This is a genomic window from Pseudomonas putida (assembly GCF_001941965.1).
Lineage (GTDB): Bacteria > Pseudomonadota > Gammaproteobacteria > Pseudomonadales > Pseudomonadaceae > Aquipseudomonas > Aquipseudomonas putida_L.
This window is the reverse complement of record NZ_MKZO01000015.1, coordinates 101,244-119,819: the sequence shown is the minus strand read 5'-3', so window position 1 is coordinate 119,819 and position 18,576 is coordinate 101,244. Positions and strand designations below refer to the sequence as shown.

Sequence of the window (18,576 nt, the reverse complement as noted above, 5' to 3'; positions counted from 1 at the left end):
TCACCGCCAGCCCAGCTAGACCGCCTGATTGAGCGGCAGAGGCCTGGTCATCGCCCGACGGCCATGGCGGCTGGCTGCTTCGGGGGGCTTGCCTTGGGCAGGGCTGCAGCTTAGGTTGATGACATTGTGGCGCACGCGGCCCCTTACGCCCATCAACCTTGCCGCTAATTGCAGCTCCAGCACCCGCAGCAGCCTTTGGATCGAGAATGGCAATGACGTTGCGCAAAGACATACCGTACTCGCCGAGCAGCTTGCGCAGTTTGTCTTCAAATTCCAGCTCTTGCTGCAGGGCTTCGCTGCCTTTCAGGGCTTCCAAGGCTTGGAGTTGCTCGGCGATCTGACGCTCCAAGGCTCTGTATTCAGCGGCTTTCGACATGGGTGATGCTCCTTTTTAGTAAGTGCCATGAAATCTAATGGCATCAAAGTCAAAATGCCAGCTTTATGTAGTCCCGTTGTTGTACGAGCCGAGAATATTTTCTGCCAGGGCTTGCAGTGCTGGATATGCGTACAGTACATTTTAGGTATGGGGCTGACCCAGAATAATAAGAGAGATTACAAAAATCCTACGCAACTCATTCATGATTAACGATGACTTCAGAGCTGACCCAAAATAAGAATGGATGGTTAATGGCAAGCTGAAGGACGTATACATCGTTAAGGAGATTCTACCCGAATACGACCAGCAGTACCTTGAGCTTGTAGTGCCTGGCCGCTCAACTCGAAACAATATCAGAGAGCTGTTCTTCGAGCGAAAAGCAAAGATCGAAGAATCCAAGCTTCTCAGAGGATGCTGATCATGAGAATTGAACGCACCGTTTGCGGGCTAACCCTGGACAGAATGGTGGAGATCGACAGCCTCATAGATTCAGTGTGCAACAATGCAAATTCCGCCCATAAGGCACTCGCGTCAGTAGTGCTACTGGATTCCGAAGCTGACGACCTTGCTAATGCCTGCAGCATGAAATCTCAAATTTTTGATAGCGCTGCACGTTCACGCCCAAATTTAGATGAAGTAACAATACATGGGATAAAGGAGACCCAGCTTCTTGCAGCAATTGGACTAGAATGGCTCTGCCTCAAAATACTTATAAGGTCTGAGCATGGAAAAGAGGCTAGTGCTGCCTGCGAAGCCAAGCTGACCGAGGCATTTGCACCTTTAAACCCCAACGAGATGGACGAGGCGATGCTTGGGCTAATGGGCTCAGTCAAATCTGATTTAGCTAATTGCTACATAAATGACAATAGCAAGAAGCATCTCAAGATTTTTGTAGATACGAAATTCGGCGCCGACCTCGGACTATGAGCATGCCCCCGCCAGGGGGCTTTTTGTTTACAAGCAGCTTTTCTTAACCAAAGAAATACCTCACAGCCCCATGAATTTCACATTAAGGGTTGAATGGCAAACTGGTCAATGAGAAAATATAATCATTGAAGACCGCTAATGATATTGGAGCACTGAGCATGGCTTGCGATGAAATTATCGACATCGATGAGAAATTCATGCTTATCATTGTTCGAGAGCATGGTGATTTTTCGTATTTCATGGGGCATCGCTATGAGTTCGGCTTGTTTCAAGACTATTGCGCTGGTGCCGACTCAGATATAGAAGAAGCTATTGAACATATCAAGCTGTATGGCCAGCAGACCCTGTCGGATCACGATTCAACAATCAGATGCTTTGGTCTAATCAGAGAATTTCTTGATGAAAGCAAGTCTCTCTCTGCAGGACTCGACAAGCTCTCCAAACTGGCACGACTGCACGGATACGAGCTCTATGCTGAGCCACTGATTTTAGACAACTCAGTTTGTCCTGTAGTCTTTTATCAAGACGATTTAGCCCCAAAATTCAAGATGTTCGATGGCGATGAATACTATGAATTTTATTTTGACCTTTCATACGATTTCGAAAAGCCACCAAAAATCTGGGATCTGAAGCCATACTTATCGGAATTCTGCATCAATCAGCTATGCAAGATTTACGAAGCGGATAAGACCAAGACTCATTTGCTTAAGTACAGAGACAGTAGGTTAGGCTCGGATCTCGGACTGTAACTTGACTAAGAAGGACTCTTGTATGCAAAAAATCATTGATGCAGGCGAAGAACTAAAAGTAATCGTTGCAGATGATGGCTCGTACAACATCTTCTACATTGGCCCTTGGGGGCGCGAGCAGGTCACTGCTGATATGAGTGATATCGGACTGCAAGACGCAATCTCGTCTGCAAAGCGACTAGCGAGATACTCAGGCACGATGTCCACGCTCCGAAAGAACCAGCACCTGGCTCGTCTCTTCCACAACCTTGTTCAAAACCTCGGCCTATCTCGTACAATCTGCGAGCTCGCAAGCCTCGGACTTATCGTACGCGCTACACACGCCGGCAACACAAGCCAAGCTGACCCATCAGACCTGCCATTCCCTTACGACCAGCTAGCAGCGCCGCTGAGCGAGCTCAAATACTCAGCTGCAGGCAACCGGTACCTCTTTCAGCTCACCACCACCGGCGACGAGGTGGCATTCTTTCACAAGGCATCAATTGGTAGCGGATTCAAGCATCACGACATCGAGCCTGATATCCGTGATTTTGCAGCCAAACGTCTTTTTGAAATCTACCGAGCTGATCAGACCAGGGAGCACCTGGCCTGGGTTTCGGAAATTGAGCTTGCTGGGGATTTAGGACTGTGAGGACTTGATAAAGTAAGCTAGCACTGTGACTAGAGCCCCTAAGAATATCGTGAAGCCATTAGCACCTCCGAAGACTTTATCAAGCTTCTTGGTTCTGACGTCCAGAAAGGTCAACCACAGCCTCCAAATGTAATCAATTGGTGTTTGATGGTGTATTGCACTTGTAATCGAAAGGTAGTGAAAGAATGTTGAGAACAACTTTTTAAGCTTCTTTTCCGAAAGCTTAGAGGGATCTTTATAGTGCCCAATTATTATATTCTCCTCATTCATACTCACCACTTCCGACTTGTACGGCGCTACGAAAACCGTGACACCACCGGATGCTGATTGAGAAAACCAGAGAGCAGCATTTTTCTCCATTCTGATTTTCTTTTTCGGCTGGTTCCCGTCTACATCAACGCCATTTAGGCCTAGCAGCCTCATACCGCAGCTAACCTGGATCTGATTGAGCCTTTGGGTGACATAGAACTTCTTGGCGTTGAGGTGGAGCCCTTCGTGCAGGTAAAGATTCCCATACCTTGATGCCAATTCGGAATGTTCGATCTCAGCGAAAACCGTCTTGATTCTCTCTTCCATGTCAATCCACATGACGCGACGAATGAATGCCTGGCTCCAATCTGACTCCATCGCTTTAGCGTACTTCTCAAACGCTTTTTTCACTGACCACCTCCCTGAAATCCGGCAGCATACCGACAGGGAAGCCCTTTGACATCAAAACATGGTGTGTGGCCTACCTCTCTTCCGAGCGATGGCTCACACAGGGTACACGCGAGTGAAGGCTTCACTCGCCAGGTGCGGCTTGGGCGGTCTTTTTCTCTAGGCTGCACAACATGACGATAGCCGAGGCAGTCATGTGCAGAACGTATGCAGCAATCTCAGGCTCGACTTCGGAGACCTCCGAGCCTTGACCGTGCCCACCCTCCTTATTCCTGATGGTTGGAACACTGCTTTCCAACAAGGTTGAGAGAGCATTCAGGTGGTTCTGGTGATACGACGGCAGGAAGTTATGAGCCAGGAGTACAGCCAGAAGCCTTTTCGCTGGCGAGGTCTTATCGTACTCCCACCCTCGCAGCTCCAGCACAACCTTAATGGTGCTTTCAAATGCCTTCAGCGCGTCGTTGAGGGCCTCTTTAAGGTTACCGTGCCGATAATGCTCGTATGCACCGAAAAATTCGTCCCTTGGGCCAGCGTACTCAGCCTGATTCAGGAAGCTTATGGCGGGCTTAACTGCTTCTGTATGAAGTAGCTCGGAGTCAATTCTAAGAACTCTCCCATCACTTACTTCGTAACCCTTACCATGCTCTTTGAATCGAGTGTTTAACTCGGAAACACATTCATCAATGTAGGCGCCAGTGTCTTCCTGAGGGTACCGATACGTATAAGACTTATCTCTATAGGACTCCGCGATTACGAAGCAGAGTTCAATGGCATCGAGGACTCTGTCAATATCCTGTTCCAGTGATATGAACTGGCCAAGCTCATCCATTACTGAAGCCCGAGCATGGAGACCTGCCACTAGCTTGTAGACCCCATACTCCCGCCGCAGCACTTCGCAAATGCTTCCGTAATTTCGCTCTAGCTCGTTTCGATCCTGAATGCCAAGCACATCATCGATCACATAGCATATTTGAGCTCGGAGGTTGGCACTGAAGCTATCGTAGGTATAGACATCAGGCTCCAGACCGAGCTCACGCTTCCTACGTTTTGAATACAAATCGATGACTGGCATAGGCCCTCCCGGCGCTGTGAATGGGCATCATAGCGGGCGGTGGGCCATTTGACATCAAACCATCAAGCGGCGACGTACTCAGTGGCCAGCCGATCCGCGTTGTCTTCCTGATTGAAGTCATTCCGCAGCGTACCCCGGCGTTTCAGTTCTGCGAGGTATCCGAACTGCGACAGGCCACCATTCGCACGTGCAGTAGCCAGTGCCTGGAGCTCTTCGGTAGACGCATTGATGCCGTATTCAGTGTTGATGCCGCACGCGAACTGGGCATTCGACACACGCGAGAACCTGGCCAACATCTAAAAAACCTTCGCGATAGCCGATACCGTAGCGGTGGCCATCCTCGCAATCTGATTGTTGTTTCCAGCGTTGCGGGCCCTGCCGGTGGCTGTCTCAACGACTACGGTGTTCTGCAGCATCTCGATACCGTAACTGGCCATGATGCCCTCTAGATCCTGCAAGCTCTGACACCCCGCGTTGATCGCATTCCCGCTATGTTCAACGAAATTCAGGTCGATGCCGGCATTGGCAACGATCGCACTGTCTACGCCAATTTTGATTTCAACGCCTTCCCCTCCCCCCGACGCAAACAGAATCGGGACACGGGCAGGCGCTAGGCCAGGGCATCCCAACTGTGGTCATCAGCACCCTTGGCCACGCTGTGGGGCTCATCTTCATCGCGGTACAGGTCAGGGATCGTGCGGGTGAGAAATTGCATCCTGAGAAGACATAAACCCTTAAAGCCCTGTGTACTCTTTCATCTGCTCAAGCGACTTAGGATCGATGATGTAGTAATACCCTGACTCACCTCCATCTTTCCGCTTTGTTTTCAAACCATGAGCCTTGAGGATGGCAGTGATCGCGCCTTGCTTACTGCGATCTGAGATGAACTTCGATTGCTTGGGCATCTCGAATCCAGCCAAGAGCACTTCAGCACGACGTTTGTTGAGATCGTCATAAGCCTTAACGGAGTCAACAGACGTCCATGATTTTGTTTCAGTCATGCCCTTGAATACACGCACTAGGACGCGATGCAGGTTCGACGTAGGGGGCTTGTATAGATCCTCGAATTTGCGGAGCTTCCCTTTGCCTTCACCCTCTTTCCAAAATTCAGCGTCAGCGAAGGACAGGTCGGTTTTCCGCAAGTGCAGTTCGGCCTCGGCTCTTATCGCGCTGAAGTACTCATTGTGGCTGGATGCGCCGTCCCTGACCAAGGCTTCGGCAGCTTTGATGTTAGTCATTGGAATCGCTTCCAGGACTGCCTTTGCGATGTCGATTTTCAGGGCGCGACGGGCTTTGCTGTGCTCTTTGAGACCTTCCTTCGCTTGATCATCATTATCGATCTGCTTCGAGACGCTGAAGCCTTGGCGGCGCAGTTCAATGGCAAGGGTGAGCTGGATGTTGTCCTTCAGCCACGCTGCTGACCTCCTGTGCTGATGACGCAGCTCTTCGAAAGCAGTTTTAGGCCCATTATCGAACTCGACTTGGACAAGCTCCGATGTACGGTTCTGTGGGTTTCTGACACCCACCACAAAGGCCTTGGCCAGACGATCACGGCGGAGCATTTGGATCGCGCCCTTTGGACTAATCGAGCCTTCGAATAGGCCGAAATGGCGAGTGAAGTGGCCTGATGTGATACTGATCGCGGACTTCATTGCCGGCGAGTAAATTAGGACGTCGTAGGCATTGGTGTTGGGCTTTTTCATGAACGCTTGCTGGTCAGCGTAACCGCCAGTTGTCGATGTGATCAGCATGACTTGGCGGCCAGCGCGTTCGAGTTCCAGGGCCATGGCGGTGGCATCGCGCTTGTTGTCACAGCAGATCAATGTGTTCTCGACCAGAGCACTATCTACGGCCTGCTTGCGCACCTGGTTGATTGAGCTGATTTCGACTTCGATGTCGCTGTGAGCTGCATCTGCCTTGAAAACGACGACAGGCCCTTTGCCATTACTGATTAAGTCGAAGCAGGACTTGTTGATATCTGCGTCTGCGAACACGACGTTCTCTGCATTTTTCACTACTGCCTGGAGCGTGGCCCAGACTTGATCACGGTCGCGGACAGTGCCACCCATTACGTGCTCGATAACTTGACTGGCTTCGTCGATCACCACTAAGTCTGCCTTGGCGATGAAATCAGCAAATTTGCGGGCGATGAGGGAGTTCACGACGACTTTCAGGCCGAATGCATCATTCATCTGCCCAGGTTCCACATCTTGGTAGTCGATAAGGCCAGGTACATCAAAAGCTTTGATGATCGAACGCAAAGGAGAGATAAACAGGACGCGCTTGCCCTGAGCCAGGAACTCTTCAATGTGATGCCTGAGAACAATAGAAGTTTTGCCAAAGCCAGTGTGGCATTGCAGCAGAGCTCGGCGAGGTACGCGGAAAATTGTATCTCTGATGTCTTCGGCGCTGAGCGTTCTGTACGTTAGCAGATGCTCAAAAGAGCCAACGTTCTGATCAAATCTCGCTGTATTGATTTTGACAGACGACTCCAACAGATCGCGTCTTTGCATTTCTGTGAGCAAATCATCGGTATCGAAAGAGTCGAGCGCTTCATCAAAGTCCATTCCAGCAATAACTTCTGTCCCCAAGACCTCTGTGGAGAAGTTAATCTTGGCTTCGATATCGCCTGGCCCGCTCATAACGAGTCGAACTAGAGATGACTTGTCGATGTCGTATACATTGTCAGCAATTACCATCTGCTTTTCAGAGTCGTACAGGCCAGACGCTGTGCTCATCGCAGCTTTAACGGCCTTCAGGAAATCTGGCTGAACATTGATGTATCTCTTAGCTCTCGGGTATTCGGACTTGAAGTAATGAGCCGTTTTCAGGCAGTCAATGGCAGGCACAGACCTGAAGCCATCAATCATCTCTGAATGCCCAATGAGGTACTTGTTTGATTGGACGCCGAGGATGATCGATTCGTACGACATGATTATCTTCTCTTTTGCATTGTGTGCTAGCTGCACATTTATAGTGTTACCCATGAGCAAAGCCCTGCGCAACACGTTTATGGGTTGGCACCTGGACATATTGAGGTATGAAAGTAACGCTCGGTTGATCGAGGGGTATGCAGGTAACGCTCGGTTGATTTCGCTTGTGCTGAAATGCAGTTCGAGAGTGAAGCGTAACGCAGCGTTGTGATTTCAGTTTTTCTTAACCAGAAGACTTGACCTGCCTCCTGGCTCAGGTTTGTATACCTCGTCACCAACCATCTGCACCCTCAACCCCTCTGTTCCTTTTATAAAGAGAAACGAGGGGTTGCCGGTGAGAGTGAGCCGGCTTTGCTTGGTTAAGGAAAACGGAGGTAGATTTCCTTTTGTATACCTCGACTTCCAAAATCGCCAAGGGAAATGGGTGTTGCGTGGCCTTTTGCTTATCGCCAACACTATAAACGTGCAAGAGAGCACGACAACAAGAAGAGAGGTCAACAATGAGATTCGGCATTCAATATTCAGCAGCCACGCGACAAGTGAAGAACTGCCATGCAGCGAGTTTTAAGGAATTCTACGAAAACGTACTGCAAGCAGAGAGCGTTGTCGAAGAGAAAAGCGGTCGCACTTTTACCCCCTCTATCTTCAGACACCCTGAACGATTGATTGAACACGCCATGGAGCTATCGATGATCGTGCTGGACGTCGACCAAAAGCCAGGCGACGAAATTATCACTCTAGAAGAGATGGAAGATGCTTTGCTAGATATGAATTTTGAGCACTGCATATATACATCTCACAGCAACACTGCCGAGTGCCCGCGCTTCCGTGTCGTAATGCCTTTAGACATCCCAATTCAACCAGAGGCATTGCCGGCAGTAGCAGCTGCGGTGATCGAATGCCTTGACGGTTTTTTTGACGGACGTTTGATTAAAGTCTTGGATCGGTGCTGGCAAGAAGTATCCCGCTGCTACTTCACCTTCATGTCACACCCTGATCGCAGAAACGCGGCCATGAGCTTGTATAACCCTGGCAGACCCCTGTGCGCCCTGGATCTCAAGCTCACTCAGAGCAGCTATGGTCTGGACATCGAATCATCCACGCCCGGCAAACCTCGCCCCCCTGGCACAGCAGTCGGCGCAGCTGGCCGAAGCTTCGAGCTCAACCGACGTCTCGGTGGCATGTTCCGATCGTTCAACGAAGATCAAATCGTTCAGAAAATCTTCGCAGCAGACAGCGAAATGAACCCTGGCAGCGAATACTTCCGCGACCCGCAGTACGCTCGCCACAAACCGCGCCCAGGCGAAACCAAAGACGCTGCAGCCCTCCGCGCATGCCGCTCTTGGGTCAGGTCTCATCTAAACTGGCTGCGCCGCAAGACCAAAGTAATCGGCACCACGATCGTGAACCGCAAGGCCCAAAGCAAAGAGCCAATGCCGACTCACGAAGCCATGATCCGCTTGAAAGACTTTAAGCCCGGCAAAACCAAGGCAGGCGGCGAAACAGCCCTTGCCGAATTTGAAATTGTGAGCGGAGAGCACGCCGGCAGGTACGTCTGGCACCGCTTCTACAGCGAGGGCAACCACCCCACGGCAATCAAAATCTCGAATGAGATGCTCGAAAAACTCAAGACCGCTGCCAAGCTCCCAAGCATTAGCTTTGCCGACGCTTTGAAAGCAAAAGGCGTGATCGTCCACGCCCGTATCAAGCTCAAGGCAGGGACTGGAGGCTTCCCTGATCAAAACGAGATTGGGACGTTCTTTACCCAGCCGTGAGTCGTGATATGGTCAGCCAGCCTGAAGTGCCATCATGTGCTGGCCCCATCTCACGAGACCTTGGAAATGGATATTCGCTTCTTCTTCGAACAACGCCTGGCCTTTATTAAGCAGCTGTACCTCAATGGATCTGCGCCCTTCGATGAGCGCAAGCGGAAGATCGAGAACGAAGAAGACCCATTCATTCCTCCGTACAGCGAAGACGGAGAGCCACCCTTCATCAGTGAGTGGTTGGAGGCTGATGCCTCAATTCAAGTCCTCGGGAGCTCATGCTTATCCATGCTCTCTGCAGCACTGCACCTGTACCTGACTGAGTGGCACAGACTCTTAGGGACACCGCCTGGGCCATCACTGAAATCAACCTTCAAAAACAAGGGCTGGCCCAACGGATACCGCGCCTTTTACGAAGCTCATGGCTCTTATAGCTTCAGCACAGGGCCATTCAATTTCGATCTCATCGTTGAGCTGGTACTCGCGAGGAATAGCATTCAACACCCTGACTCCCTGATATTCGATACCTACCGGTACACCGATGAAGATCTAGCAAAGATGCCAAGCCCATTCTTTATTAGCGATCGTGAAAAGGAGTTATCAGAGGAACTGGGCGAGCAAGGTCGTAACTGGCTAATGAGGCCTCACATCCACATTGACACTGAAAAATTCCTACATGCCCTGGCTCAGCTTTCTGCCTTTGTTGAATGGCTTGAAAACCAAGGAGAGACCATAATGCATAAGCGTTATCTTGCAAGGAAACAACAGCACGAGACAGAACACGGCGCCGACGAAATTTGAAACCAGCCCCTACCCAGGGGCTTTTTTACGCCCTCCCGATTTGGAACCCAACTACTTTCAGCTATACAGCAGATCACTCTATTGCTTTCAAAAATAAGCCCCGAGACAATACTCATATAACAAAAACAACCAAGCAGAATATTTCGACACCTAATGAACTACTGATGCACCGAGCACATGAATTCCCGATTAACTATGATCTCAAAGTCTTTGAACCAGCCCTGTTCAATTTTGAGAGTCAAATCACTCGTTACGGCGACCCACTATTCCAAGAGAGATTTGCTAGCATCATGGGATGCATTGACAGAGCTCAATGACGATATGAACAACGGTCTCTATCCCGCCGATTTGACAGAGAAAAACATAGTTACCCAGGAGCAATTGAAGGCCATGACTACAGAATACACAGAAAGTGGTTGCCATGGTTTTAATGCTGGTTAGCTTGCGCGCAAGACCACCAAACTTTTCACTCAAAAAACCCAACAGATTTTGATTTGCCCCCACATACAGCATTGCGGCAGTGGTAATATAAAGATGTAGGTAGTTCCTCTCTCTTTCTGTCTACGCCTCTATTGTTGCGTGCTGCACCAGCCCTAGCCGGGCCTCTCTCTCCTGGCTGGGGATTTTTTATGTTGCCAATTTGTCAATTTCGTTACCATTCGTCAGAGAATTTAATGAGAGAAAGTTGGGGCAGTGTCAGACAACACCCGGAATTACTGGGGTTGCAGGGGGGTGGTTGTCTGACACTGGGTATTAGTACACTTAGTTGATTATTCCCCCGACGGTTTACAGGGATATTGTTTGCTCTTAGCCTTGTGCGGGTCGGTTGACGACACAACAGAAAAGAGAGCGAAAAGATGGGCATGTACGAGCGAATTCCGAATGACTTGATCACCGCCAGCGAAGCTGCAGAGGTCTTGGGTGTGAGCCTGAACACGCTTAAGACCTGGCGCACCAGGAATCCGAATTTGGGCTACTTCCGGGGACACAATCGCGACATTCGGTACTCGTTGAAGGAATGCCAGCAGTACTACCGCCGTTCGTTTCAAAGAGTGGTGCCTGGGTCTGGCTCCCAATGATCCGCCCTGAGCTCGACAATTTATTATCAAAAATGATAGTTTTTTGTCGAGTAAAATGAGGGTATGTGATGAATCGAAAGCTGCTGATGGAGTCGTGCAAAACCCTGGCCGCAGCTGGCGTCTGGTGTGTGCCTGAATCCACCTTGGTCGGGTTTGCGGGGTATCCGGACAAGGCCTACTTTCGCGTTGCGATGACCAGACATGTTCGGGCCGGGCTGATTGAGCGCCTCGCCCCCAAGCTATATGCCAATCCCTTCCTACGACCGCCTGCAGCCGGGCTGTTTCGCTTAACCAATTTTCTACGTCCAACCGACCTCTGCTACCTGAGCTGCGAGTCAGTGCTCAGTGAGCATGGATGGATCAGCCAGTTGCCTTTCTGCTTAACCTTCGTCACGACAGGCAGAAGTTATCGCTACAGCACGCTACTGGGTGATATCGACTTTGTGCACACTGAGGAAGACCCCGATTCCTGGCATGGCCACATCACCAGGAATGAAGACCGTCAGGTGTGGGAAGCGTCCCCCGAAAAGGCCCTCGCTGACCTGCAGCGCTACAAGCGCAATCTCGACCTTGTTGTGCCCGAGTCCGAGCGTCCCTGATAGTCATCAGCGTCCGCATGCAATATTATCCCCGATATTTGCATCCAGGGTTTGAACATGCCAAAGCCATCCGACATAGAACTCAGAAGAAACCAGTTAGCCAGGCTCAAGGCTAATTTGGATGAGTGCGGTTATCGTCTGGCCGAGCCCCTAGCGGTAGAAGACCCGCACACACAGATTTTGCGCGCAAACGCGCTGTCCCAGCGCCTCAGCCTGGGGATGCTCATCTCAAAGGGTGGCGAGACAAAAGCCTCTCTCTCTAAGCAGCTTGCGCAGCTTCCCGCAGTGCATGACGTGTTCGCGTTTCAGAAAGCCCCGGAAGTCCATCTGCGCGTTGGAAAGATTGCAAAGTCGGATGAACAAGCCTACGTCGAAATGGTTGCTGAATTCACTCGCGAGCTTGAGGAGCTGAATGCCCTTGAGGTCGAGCAGGGAGAGGAGATATCAACACCTGAGTCGATATCCCAGAGGATCGAGTCAGCGCCAAAAATTGGCAGGCCATCAAAGACCCCTCTCGAAAATCTAGATCGGGGCTTGGCAGAAAACTACGGCATAGCCCGCCTAGCTTTAGCGAAAGCCATTATTAACGAAGAGAACCCGAGATCGATGGGCCGCCCTGCACGGACGGTGGCTCAGGTTGAAGCGGACTACGCCAAGCGCAAACAAGATTTGGACAGCTCGATCACAGATCTGGAATCCAAGCTCAAGGGCGTGGAAATCCATGATCGGGCAAGCAAGATATACCGAGACGTTTTGGCTCACTTCAAACGGCTGGTGAAGGAGCTGGGAGGCGTAGACCAGATCGAAGCCAGGTCAGAAGTCACGCGTTTAGAAGGTCATCTGAAATTCCTCAAGAGCGATCGGAAACGCTACATTGAGCTCGGCGAGCCCGATCTGCCGTTAGAGCATCACAACTCCCCCCGGTACCATCTGCTGTCGGCGAAAGCAGAGCTGGCAGCCGTCCGCGAAATCTACGACCAGCTCACACTCCCGCGAGAGATAAAGCGGCTGAAAGACATCGAAGCCAAGAAAGCCAAGTAGCCCCACCAGCTCCAGCCCCAAACAGCTTTGTTCCCAAACACCCGCTGGGCGGCTCAAGCCGGGGCTCAGCGTTGGTCGCGGCTAGAGCCAAATCGACAGGATGTACAGGACGATCAGCAGATTGAATGCGTTGCGACACAGATTTTTAAACGTACTCATCTCTCGCCCCTGCCGACATATTATGTCAATTATTAACGCACAGGCTCAGATCTAAATCAAGGCCGATGCCCCGGTTTTGCTGGGGATTTCACGTTTTTCAGGCGCGCGGGGCTGCATTAGTACACCGAGTGTACTTTCAGAAAATTGCCAATTTGTCAACGAGCTGCTCAAATATTTCCGACGAGCGGTATTGCCAGGAATTCGATTTGCCAACATATTGATTGCCAGAGACGCGGGCAGCGCGGTGTCGCCCGAAAAACCTAGGCAAAGAGAGATGAATGCGTGCGTGAAGGTCGAAGAGTTTGAGCTAGCTATCGATGATGCTGCTGCAGAGCGGGAGCGTGCGAGGCTTGCTGAGTCCCTTGGTTATCTGACAGAAACTCAGGTTGCGATGCTCGCTGGCGTTAAAAAGTCGACGCTGGAATCGTGGAGGAAACGAGCGAAAGGGCCCGACTCTATCCTCTTTGGAAACGAGCCCCTTTACTCGAAAGCAGACGTTAAAGGCTATTTCGACAGTCTCGCGCAAGCCAAATCAGACCGAACTCACATCCGAGCCGCTTTGTGAACGATCCTCGCTTGCGCGGCGAAGAGCTTTCCTCCGCTCCTGGAGGTGGACTGACTCGGGATTGATGTGCGTATACCGACGCAAGGTCTTCCAATCCTTATGGCCTGTGAAAAGCGCTACAGATTCGATATCAAGCTCGCGGGCAAACAGATCTGTCGTCGCTGTATGCCTGAGGTCATGAAAACGCAAATCCTCAATGCCAAGGGCCTGGCAAGCCCTGGTAAACGAAGCACTCACTGAGCGATGGTTGTAAGGGAAGAGCTTGCCTCGCTTTCTTCCACCTGCGGCCTTGAGAATGGGCTCGACAAAGTCGTCAAGGATCGGAACTACGCTGTGATTGCCCTTCTTGTCGGTGGGGTGCTTTCTGTCTCTCACTAACATCGTGCGACGATCTAGATCGATATCGTCAATCTCAAGCTCACAAATTTCCTCTTGCCTCAGCGACGTAAGGGCTGCGAATTCCATCACGGCAATCATGTTGATCTCAGCGCGCTGCATTTTTCTATAGTGCTCAGCCAGCCTCTCGATCTCTCCAGGTGAAGCGACTCTCGTACGCTCTGCTGATCGAACCTTCAACCCCCTCTGCTTCAATGATCTTTTAACATCAACAGTGATATCCGGGTTAACGTTCAGCTTGCGCACATAGCGAGCCCAACTCAAGACAGTCCTGAGGTAGGCCAGGTCGATGCTGATTGTCACTCCGCCAGCACCATCCTTTACGCGTCTGTCGACGAAATCACGGACGATGGCCTCTGACAGAGATCTCAGCTTCACATGACCGATCTTGCGTTTGAACGACTTCAGCACAGCGGCCTTGTTTTTGCCGAACGGCTTTACCCCTCCAACATCTTCTTCGTACCGGACAATCAAGTCCTCTAGATTGGCGTCTTTTGGCGGATCGATGTACTCACCAGTTCCAGAGAGCTTGAGCTGCTGCTCGATTTCCTTCGCCCACTTCTTAGCGGTTTTTTCGAGATCAAAGGTCTGCGCCCTGTAGAATCCCCCGATCCTGACCTGAGCGCGGGTCTTGCCCGAGGGAAGTCGTGTAAATGTCGCCATGTCCGTGTGCACCCCGTGTGCAAATTCTTGCCGACATATTATGGACGATACTTATACCGTTCAAGCCCCTCGTGTGCACCCCGTGTGCACCGGTTGCACAAATCACGGTAAAATCACCTAATTTGAATTGCAAAATACCCTTATGAATCAACAAGTTATGTCGCGCAAATTTTCCGTTGCGCCGATGATGGACTGGACCGATCGCCGCTGCAGGTTCTTCCTGCGCCTGCTCTCCCGCCATGCCCTGCTCTACACCGAGATGGTCACCACCGGCGCCCTGCTCCACGGCGATGCCGCGCGCTTCCTCGGGCATGACGCCGCCGAATACCCGCTGGCCCTGCAACTGGGTGGCAGCGTACCGGCGGACCTGGCGGCCTGCGCCAGGCTGGCCGAGGTGGCCGGCTACAACGAGGTGAACCTGAACGTCGGCTGCCCCAGCGACCGGGTGCAGAACAATATGATCGGCGCCTGCCTGATGGGCCATCCGGCGCTGGTGGCCGATTGCGTGAAGGCGATGATCGACGCCGTGGAGATTCCGGTGACGGTCAAGCACCGCATCGGCATCAACGGCCGCGACAGCTACGCCGAGCTATGCGATTTCGTCGGCCAGGTGCGCGATGCCGGCTGCCGCAGCTTCACCGTACATGCGCGGATCGCCATTCTCGAAGGCCTGTCGCCCAAGGAAAACCGCGAGATTCCGCCGCTGCGCTATGACATCGCCGCCCAGTTGAAGCAGGATTTCCCGGATCTGGAGATCATCCTCAACGGCGGCATCAAGACCCTCGACGAGTGCCACGAGCACCTGAAGACCTTTGACGGCGTGATGCTCGGTCGCGAGGCGTATCACAATCCCTACCTGCTGGCCGAAGTCGACCAGCAGCTGTTCGGCAGCACGGCCCCGGTGATCACCCGCGCCGAAGCGCTGGAGCAACTCAAGCCTTACATCGCCGCGCACCTGGCCGCCGGCGGGGCGATGCACCATGTGACCCGTCATGTCCTCGGCCTGGCCCAGGGTTTCAAGGGCGCCCGGCGCTTCCGCCAGCTGCTTTCGGTGGATGTACACAAGACCAACGATCCACTTGGATTGCTCGACCAGGCCGCCGAGTTGCTAAAAGGCCACTAGGAACCCACGGGCGCGTCCGCACTCGAAGACTTACCTCCCGAAACCCCGCCGGCCCGGCCCTTGAGCCGCTGGCGGCGCTCGGGTAATGTCGTCGCACCGCACAGGACAGAGCACGCTCATGACTTCCAAGCTGGAACAACTCAAGCAGTTCACCACGGTCGTTGCCGATACCGGCGATATCGACGCGATCAGCCGCCTCAAGCCGGTCGATGCCACCACCAACCCTTCCCTGCTGCTCAAGGCCGCCGCCATGCCCGGCTACGCCGATCTGCTGGATCAGGCGATCCGTGGCAGCAAGGGCGATGTCGACCTGGCCTGCGATGCCTTCGCCGTGTCCGTGGGCAGCGGGATCCTGAAAGTCATTCCGGGACGTATCTCCACCGAGGTCGACGCCCGCCTATCCTTTGACCAGCCGGCCCTGCTGGCCAAGGCGCGCAAGCTGATCGAGCTGTACGACCAGGCCGGCGTCGGCCGTGACCGCGTGCTGATCAAGCTGGCTTCGACCTGGGAAGGCATCCGCGCCGCCGAGGTGCTGGAGAAGGAAGGCATCCAGACCAACCTGACCCTGCTTTTCTCCTTCGCCCAGGCCGCCGCCTGCGCCGATGCCGGGGTGTTCCTGATCTCGCCGTTCGTAGGCCGGATCTACGACTGGTACAAGAAGACCACCGGCAAGGAATACGTCGGTGCAGAGGATCCGGGCGTGCAGTCGGTGACCCGCATCTACAACTACTACAAGGCCAATGGCTACGACACCGTGGTCATGGGCGCCAGCTTCCGCAATATCGGGCAGATCGAGCAACTGGCCGGCTGCGACCGCCTGACCATCAGCCCCGAGCTGCTGCAACAGCTGAGCGACGACCAGGGCAGCCTGGAACGCAAGCTGAAGCCGGGCGCCACCGGTGAGCCGCGCCTGAGCCTGAACGAGAGCCAGTTCCGCTGGGCATCCAACGAAGATGCCATGGCCACCGAGAAGCTGGCCGAGGGCATTCGCCAGTTCGCCCGTGACCAGGAAAAGCTCGAAGCCCTGCTCTCCGCAAAAGCTTGATACAAATATCGGTTTGCCAGTAGTCGCGACAGCGCGGAAAGTCCCGCCTCTTCCGCAACTACTGGCAGACGATTTCCCGTCCTGATGTCCGATTCCCCTTCCTTGCCGCTGGTACTCGCCGGGCCGCTGCTGCGCCGCCTGGAAGACCGTCGCGTGGTGCTCTGGCTGGTCGCTTCGCGGCCGCTGAGCGCCGAACTGCACCTCGATACGCCCGAGCCGCTGAGGCTGGCGCTGGACGATACGCGTTGCCAGGTCCTGCCGGTGGGCCGCGAGGCGTTTATCCATCTGATCGATGTGTCGCTGGATACGCCGCTGCCGTGCGATACGCGGATCAGCTATGACCTGCTGCTGGACGGCCAGGGCATCGCCGAATGGGCGCCGCATCTGCTGTATGCCGGTGCAACGCGCCCGGACTTCGTCGTGCGTTCGCGCCTGGACCAGTTGCTCCACGGCTCCTGCCGCAAGCCCCATCACCCTGCCGCCGACGGCCTGCTCTGCGCCGACCGTCTGCTGGCCGAGCCCCACGAGGCTATCGAGCGCCCGGCCCTGCTGATGATGAGCGGCGACCAGATCTACGCCGACGATGTCGCCGGGCCGATGCTGCGCGCCATCCACGCCCTGATCCAGCGCCTCGGGCTGTTCGAGGAATGCCTGGACGGCGCGGTGATCCGCGACAGTGTCGAGCTGTACGACCATCCCGCCAGCTACTACCAGCGTGGCGACCTGCTGCCGGCACTGAAAAGCAACGAAACCCTGCGCGAACGCTTCTTCGGCGGCGTGCGCAAGCCGATCTTCACCAGCAGCAACGCGGACAACCACCTGGTGACCTTCGCCGAAACCCTGGCGATGTACCTGCTGGTCTGGTCGCCGCTGCCGTGGACGCTGATCGCGCCGCGGATGCCGGCCCTCAGTGCCGAGCACCAGGCGCGCTACCGGACCGAGGAAGCGTGCCTGCAAGGTTTCGTCGAGGGCTTGGGCGATGTCGCCCGGGTCCTGGCGCACCTGCCGAGCCTGATGATCTTCGACGACCACGATGTCACCGACGACTGGAACCTCTCGGCGCAATGGGAGGAAACCGCCTACGGTCATCCCTTCTCGCGGCGGATCATCGGCAATGCCCTGCTCGCCTACCTGCTGTGCCAGGGCTGGGGCAACAACCCGGAGGTGTTTGCCGATCTGCTGCACAAGTGCCAGGGACTGTTCGCCAGTGCCGGGGGCGACGGCCATCTGGACAGCCCGGTGCAGGATGAGTTGATCAACGACCTGTTGCGTTTCCAGCAATGGCATTTCGTCCTGCCCACCCGCCCCGCCTTGCTGGTGCTGGACACCCGCACCCGGCGCTGGCGCAGCGAAAGCAACCTGGCCAGGCCCTCGGGGCTGCTCGACTGGGAAGCCTTGAGCGAGTTGCAACAGGCCTTGCTCGACCATCCCTCGGCGATCATCGTCTCGCCCGCGCCGATCTTCGGCGTGAAGCTGATCGAGACGGTGCAGAAGATCTTCAGCTGGTGCGGCTATCCGCTGCTGGTGGACGCGGAAAACTGGATGGCCCATCGCGGGGCGGCGCAGGTAATCCTGAATATCTTCCGCCACTCGCGTACCCCGGGGCACTACGTGATCCTTTCGGGCGATGTGCACTATTCGTTCGTCTACGAGGTGCTGATTCGCCATCGCCAGAGCAGCCCGCATCTGTGGCAGATCACCAGCAGCGGGATCAAGAACCGCTTTCCGGCGCGCTTGCTGGAGGTGTTCGACCGGTTGAACCGCTGGCTGTATTCACCGCGCTCGCCGCTGAACTGGTTTACCCGGCGACGCTCGATGGAGGTGGTGCCGCGGGTGCCCAGTCATAGCGAGGCCGGGGAGCGGCTGTGGAACAGCGCGGGGCTGGGGCGGGTGTTTTTCAATGAGGCAGGGCAGCCGGAGAGGATTTATCAGCTGAATGCGGAGGGGGCGGAGGCTACCGAGTTTTTGAAGAGAGACTGAGGGCCTCATCGCTG

The 18,576-nt window shown here is 53.9% G+C and carries 18 protein-coding genes; 11 read left to right on the top strand and 7 right to left on the bottom strand.

Annotated elements, in window-relative coordinates; all coding sequences use genetic code 11:
• A partial coding sequence (locus tag PSEMO_RS32860; RefSeq protein ID WP_144443564.1) for a histone-like nucleoid-structuring protein, MvaT/MvaU family occupies positions 1-376 on the bottom strand: 376 nt, incomplete at its 3' end.
• Between the two features lie 420 nt (positions 377-796).
• On the opposite strand from PSEMO_RS32860, the gene PSEMO_RS11040 reads away from it, so the two are divergent.
• The 3 genes from PSEMO_RS11040 to PSEMO_RS11030 all read left to right on the top strand — a co-directional run bounded on the left by PSEMO_RS11040 (position 797) and on the right by PSEMO_RS11030 (position 2,683).
• Positions 797-1,303, top strand: coding sequence for a hypothetical protein (locus PSEMO_RS11040; protein ID WP_075803109.1), 507 nt, complete (start codon positions 797-799; stop codon positions 1,301-1,303).
• A gap of 158 nt (positions 1,304-1,461) precedes the next feature.
• A complete protein-coding gene (locus tag PSEMO_RS11035) occupies positions 1,462-2,052 on the top strand; it encodes a hypothetical protein (RefSeq protein ID WP_075803108.1) in 591 nt (196 codons plus the stop codon).
• A gap of 22 nt (positions 2,053-2,074) precedes the next feature.
• On the top strand, positions 2,075-2,683 hold the full coding sequence (locus PSEMO_RS11030; RefSeq protein WP_075803107.1) for a hypothetical protein: 609 nt from the start codon (positions 2,075-2,077) through the stop codon (positions 2,681-2,683).
• On the opposite strand, the gene PSEMO_RS11025 is transcribed toward PSEMO_RS11030, so the two are convergent.
• From PSEMO_RS11025 to PSEMO_RS11005, 5 genes are all read right to left on the bottom strand, one after another.
• The gene (locus tag PSEMO_RS11025; protein ID WP_075803106.1) at positions 2,672-3,343 is read right to left on the bottom strand and encodes a hypothetical protein; all 672 of its coding nucleotides are present in this window, start codon (positions 3,341-3,343) and stop codon (positions 2,672-2,674) included. The genes PSEMO_RS11030 and PSEMO_RS11025 overlap by 12 nt on opposite strands.
• 121 nt (positions 3,344-3,464) lie before the next feature.
• Positions 3,465-4,412 (bottom strand): STM4504/CBY_0614 family protein, encoded by a 948-nt coding sequence (locus PSEMO_RS11020; RefSeq protein ID WP_075803105.1) that lies wholly within the window; start codon positions 4,410-4,412, stop codon positions 3,465-3,467.
• Between the two features lie 62 nt (positions 4,413-4,474).
• The gene (locus tag PSEMO_RS11015) at positions 4,475-4,708 is read right to left on the bottom strand and encodes a hypothetical protein (protein ID WP_075803104.1); all 234 of its coding nucleotides are present in this window, start codon (positions 4,706-4,708) and stop codon (positions 4,475-4,477) included.
• Positions 4,709-5,041, bottom strand: a complete 333-nt coding sequence (locus PSEMO_RS34250) for a DUF4055 domain-containing protein (protein ID WP_075803103.1) — start codon at positions 5,039-5,041, stop codon at positions 4,709-4,711. It abuts the gene before it with no gap.
• A 105-nt stretch (positions 5,042-5,146) separates the two neighbouring features.
• Positions 5,147-7,345: a hypothetical protein gene (locus PSEMO_RS11005; protein ID WP_075803102.1), complete on the bottom strand. Its 2,199-nt coding sequence runs from the start codon at positions 7,343-7,345 to the stop codon at positions 5,147-5,149.
• 500 nt (positions 7,346-7,845) lie between these two features.
• Here PSEMO_RS11005 and PSEMO_RS11000 point away from each other — a divergent pair, with 500 nt between their 5' ends.
• The 5 genes from PSEMO_RS11000 to PSEMO_RS10980 all read left to right on the top strand — a co-directional run bounded on the left by PSEMO_RS11000 (position 7,846) and on the right by PSEMO_RS10980 (position 12,631).
• Positions 7,846-9,120 (top strand): hypothetical protein, encoded by a 1,275-nt coding sequence (locus PSEMO_RS11000; RefSeq protein WP_075803101.1) that lies wholly within the window; start codon positions 7,846-7,848, stop codon positions 9,118-9,120.
• A 66-nt stretch (positions 9,121-9,186) separates the two neighbouring features.
• Positions 9,187-9,912 (top strand): hypothetical protein, encoded by a 726-nt coding sequence (locus tag PSEMO_RS10995; RefSeq protein WP_075803100.1) that lies wholly within the window; start codon positions 9,187-9,189, stop codon positions 9,910-9,912.
• A gap of 857 nt (positions 9,913-10,769) precedes the next feature.
• Complete coding sequence (locus PSEMO_RS34245) at positions 10,770-10,991, top strand: helix-turn-helix domain-containing protein (RefSeq protein WP_075803099.1); 222 nt, start codon at positions 10,770-10,772, stop codon at positions 10,989-10,991.
• Positions 10,992-11,059: 68 nt separating this feature from the next.
• Positions 11,060-11,590, top strand: a complete 531-nt coding sequence (abiEi, locus tag PSEMO_RS10985) for a type IV toxin-antitoxin system AbiEi family antitoxin (RefSeq protein ID WP_075803098.1) — start codon at positions 11,060-11,062, stop codon at positions 11,588-11,590.
• 57 nt (positions 11,591-11,647) lie between these two features.
• Positions 11,648-12,631: a hypothetical protein gene (locus tag PSEMO_RS10980; protein WP_075803097.1), complete on the top strand. Its 984-nt coding sequence runs from the start codon at positions 11,648-11,650 to the stop codon at positions 12,629-12,631.
• A gap of 691 nt (positions 12,632-13,322) precedes the next feature.
• On the opposite strand, the gene PSEMO_RS10970 is transcribed toward PSEMO_RS10980, so the two are convergent.
• A complete protein-coding gene (locus PSEMO_RS10970; protein WP_075803095.1) occupies positions 13,323-14,414 on the bottom strand; it encodes a tyrosine-type recombinase/integrase in 1,092 nt (363 codons plus the stop codon).
• Positions 14,415-14,556: 142 nt separating this feature from the next.
• Here PSEMO_RS10970 and dusA point away from each other — a divergent pair, with 142 nt between their 5' ends.
• The 3 genes from dusA to PSEMO_RS10955 all read left to right on the top strand — a co-directional run bounded on the left by dusA (position 14,557) and on the right by PSEMO_RS10955 (position 18,562).
• Positions 14,557-15,537, top strand: a complete 981-nt coding sequence (gene dusA, locus PSEMO_RS10965) for a tRNA dihydrouridine(20/20a) synthase DusA (RefSeq protein WP_075803094.1) — start codon at positions 14,557-14,559, stop codon at positions 15,535-15,537.
• A 118-nt stretch (positions 15,538-15,655) separates the two neighbouring features.
• Positions 15,656-16,582, top strand: a complete 927-nt coding sequence (tal, locus tag PSEMO_RS10960; RefSeq protein ID WP_075803093.1) for a transaldolase — start codon at positions 15,656-15,658, stop codon at positions 16,580-16,582.
• 84 nt (positions 16,583-16,666) lie between these two features.
• On the top strand, positions 16,667-18,562 hold the full coding sequence (locus PSEMO_RS10955; protein ID WP_075803092.1) for an alkaline phosphatase D family protein: 1,896 nt from the start codon (positions 16,667-16,669) through the stop codon (positions 18,560-18,562).
• Positions 18,563-18,576: the final 14 nt, after the last annotated feature.

Excerpts from the sequence above, each read along its gene's own strand:
- PSEMO_RS11040 (WP_075803109.1), top strand. The coding sequence starts at position 797 with ATGAGAATTGAACGCACCGTTTGCGGGCTAACCCTGGACAGAATGGTG.
- PSEMO_RS11035 (WP_075803108.1), top strand. The coding sequence starts at position 1,462 with ATGGCTTGCGATGAAATTATCGACATCGATGAGAAATTCATGCTTATC.
- PSEMO_RS11030 (WP_075803107.1), top strand. The coding sequence starts at position 2,075 with ATGCAAAAAATCATTGATGCAGGCGAAGAACTAAAAGTAATCGTTGCA.
- PSEMO_RS11020 (WP_075803105.1), bottom strand. The coding sequence starts at position 4,412 with ATGCCAGTCATCGATTTGTATTCAAAACGTAGGAAGCGTGAGCTCGGT.
- PSEMO_RS11015 (WP_075803104.1), bottom strand. The coding sequence starts at position 4,708 with ATGTTGGCCAGGTTCTCGCGTGTGTCGAATGCCCAGTTCGCGTGCGGC.
- PSEMO_RS11005 (WP_075803102.1), bottom strand. The coding sequence starts at position 7,345 with ATGTCGTACGAATCGATCATCCTCGGCGTCCAATCAAACAAGTACCTC.
- PSEMO_RS11000 (WP_075803101.1), top strand. The coding sequence starts at position 7,846 with ATGAGATTCGGCATTCAATATTCAGCAGCCACGCGACAAGTGAAGAAC.
- PSEMO_RS10995 (WP_075803100.1), top strand. The coding sequence starts at position 9,187 with ATGGATATTCGCTTCTTCTTCGAACAACGCCTGGCCTTTATTAAGCAG.
- PSEMO_RS34245 (WP_075803099.1), top strand. The coding sequence starts at position 10,770 with ATGGGCATGTACGAGCGAATTCCGAATGACTTGATCACCGCCAGCGAA.
- abiEi (WP_075803098.1), top strand. The coding sequence starts at position 11,060 with ATGAATCGAAAGCTGCTGATGGAGTCGTGCAAAACCCTGGCCGCAGCT.
- PSEMO_RS10980 (WP_075803097.1), top strand. The coding sequence starts at position 11,648 with ATGCCAAAGCCATCCGACATAGAACTCAGAAGAAACCAGTTAGCCAGG.
- PSEMO_RS10970 (WP_075803095.1), bottom strand. The coding sequence starts at position 14,414 with ATGGCGACATTTACACGACTTCCCTCGGGCAAGACCCGCGCTCAGGTC.
- dusA (WP_075803094.1), top strand. The coding sequence starts at position 14,557 with ATGAATCAACAAGTTATGTCGCGCAAATTTTCCGTTGCGCCGATGATG.
- tal (WP_075803093.1), top strand. The coding sequence starts at position 15,656 with ATGACTTCCAAGCTGGAACAACTCAAGCAGTTCACCACGGTCGTTGCC.
- PSEMO_RS10955 (WP_075803092.1), top strand. The coding sequence starts at position 16,667 with ATGTCCGATTCCCCTTCCTTGCCGCTGGTACTCGCCGGGCCGCTGCTG.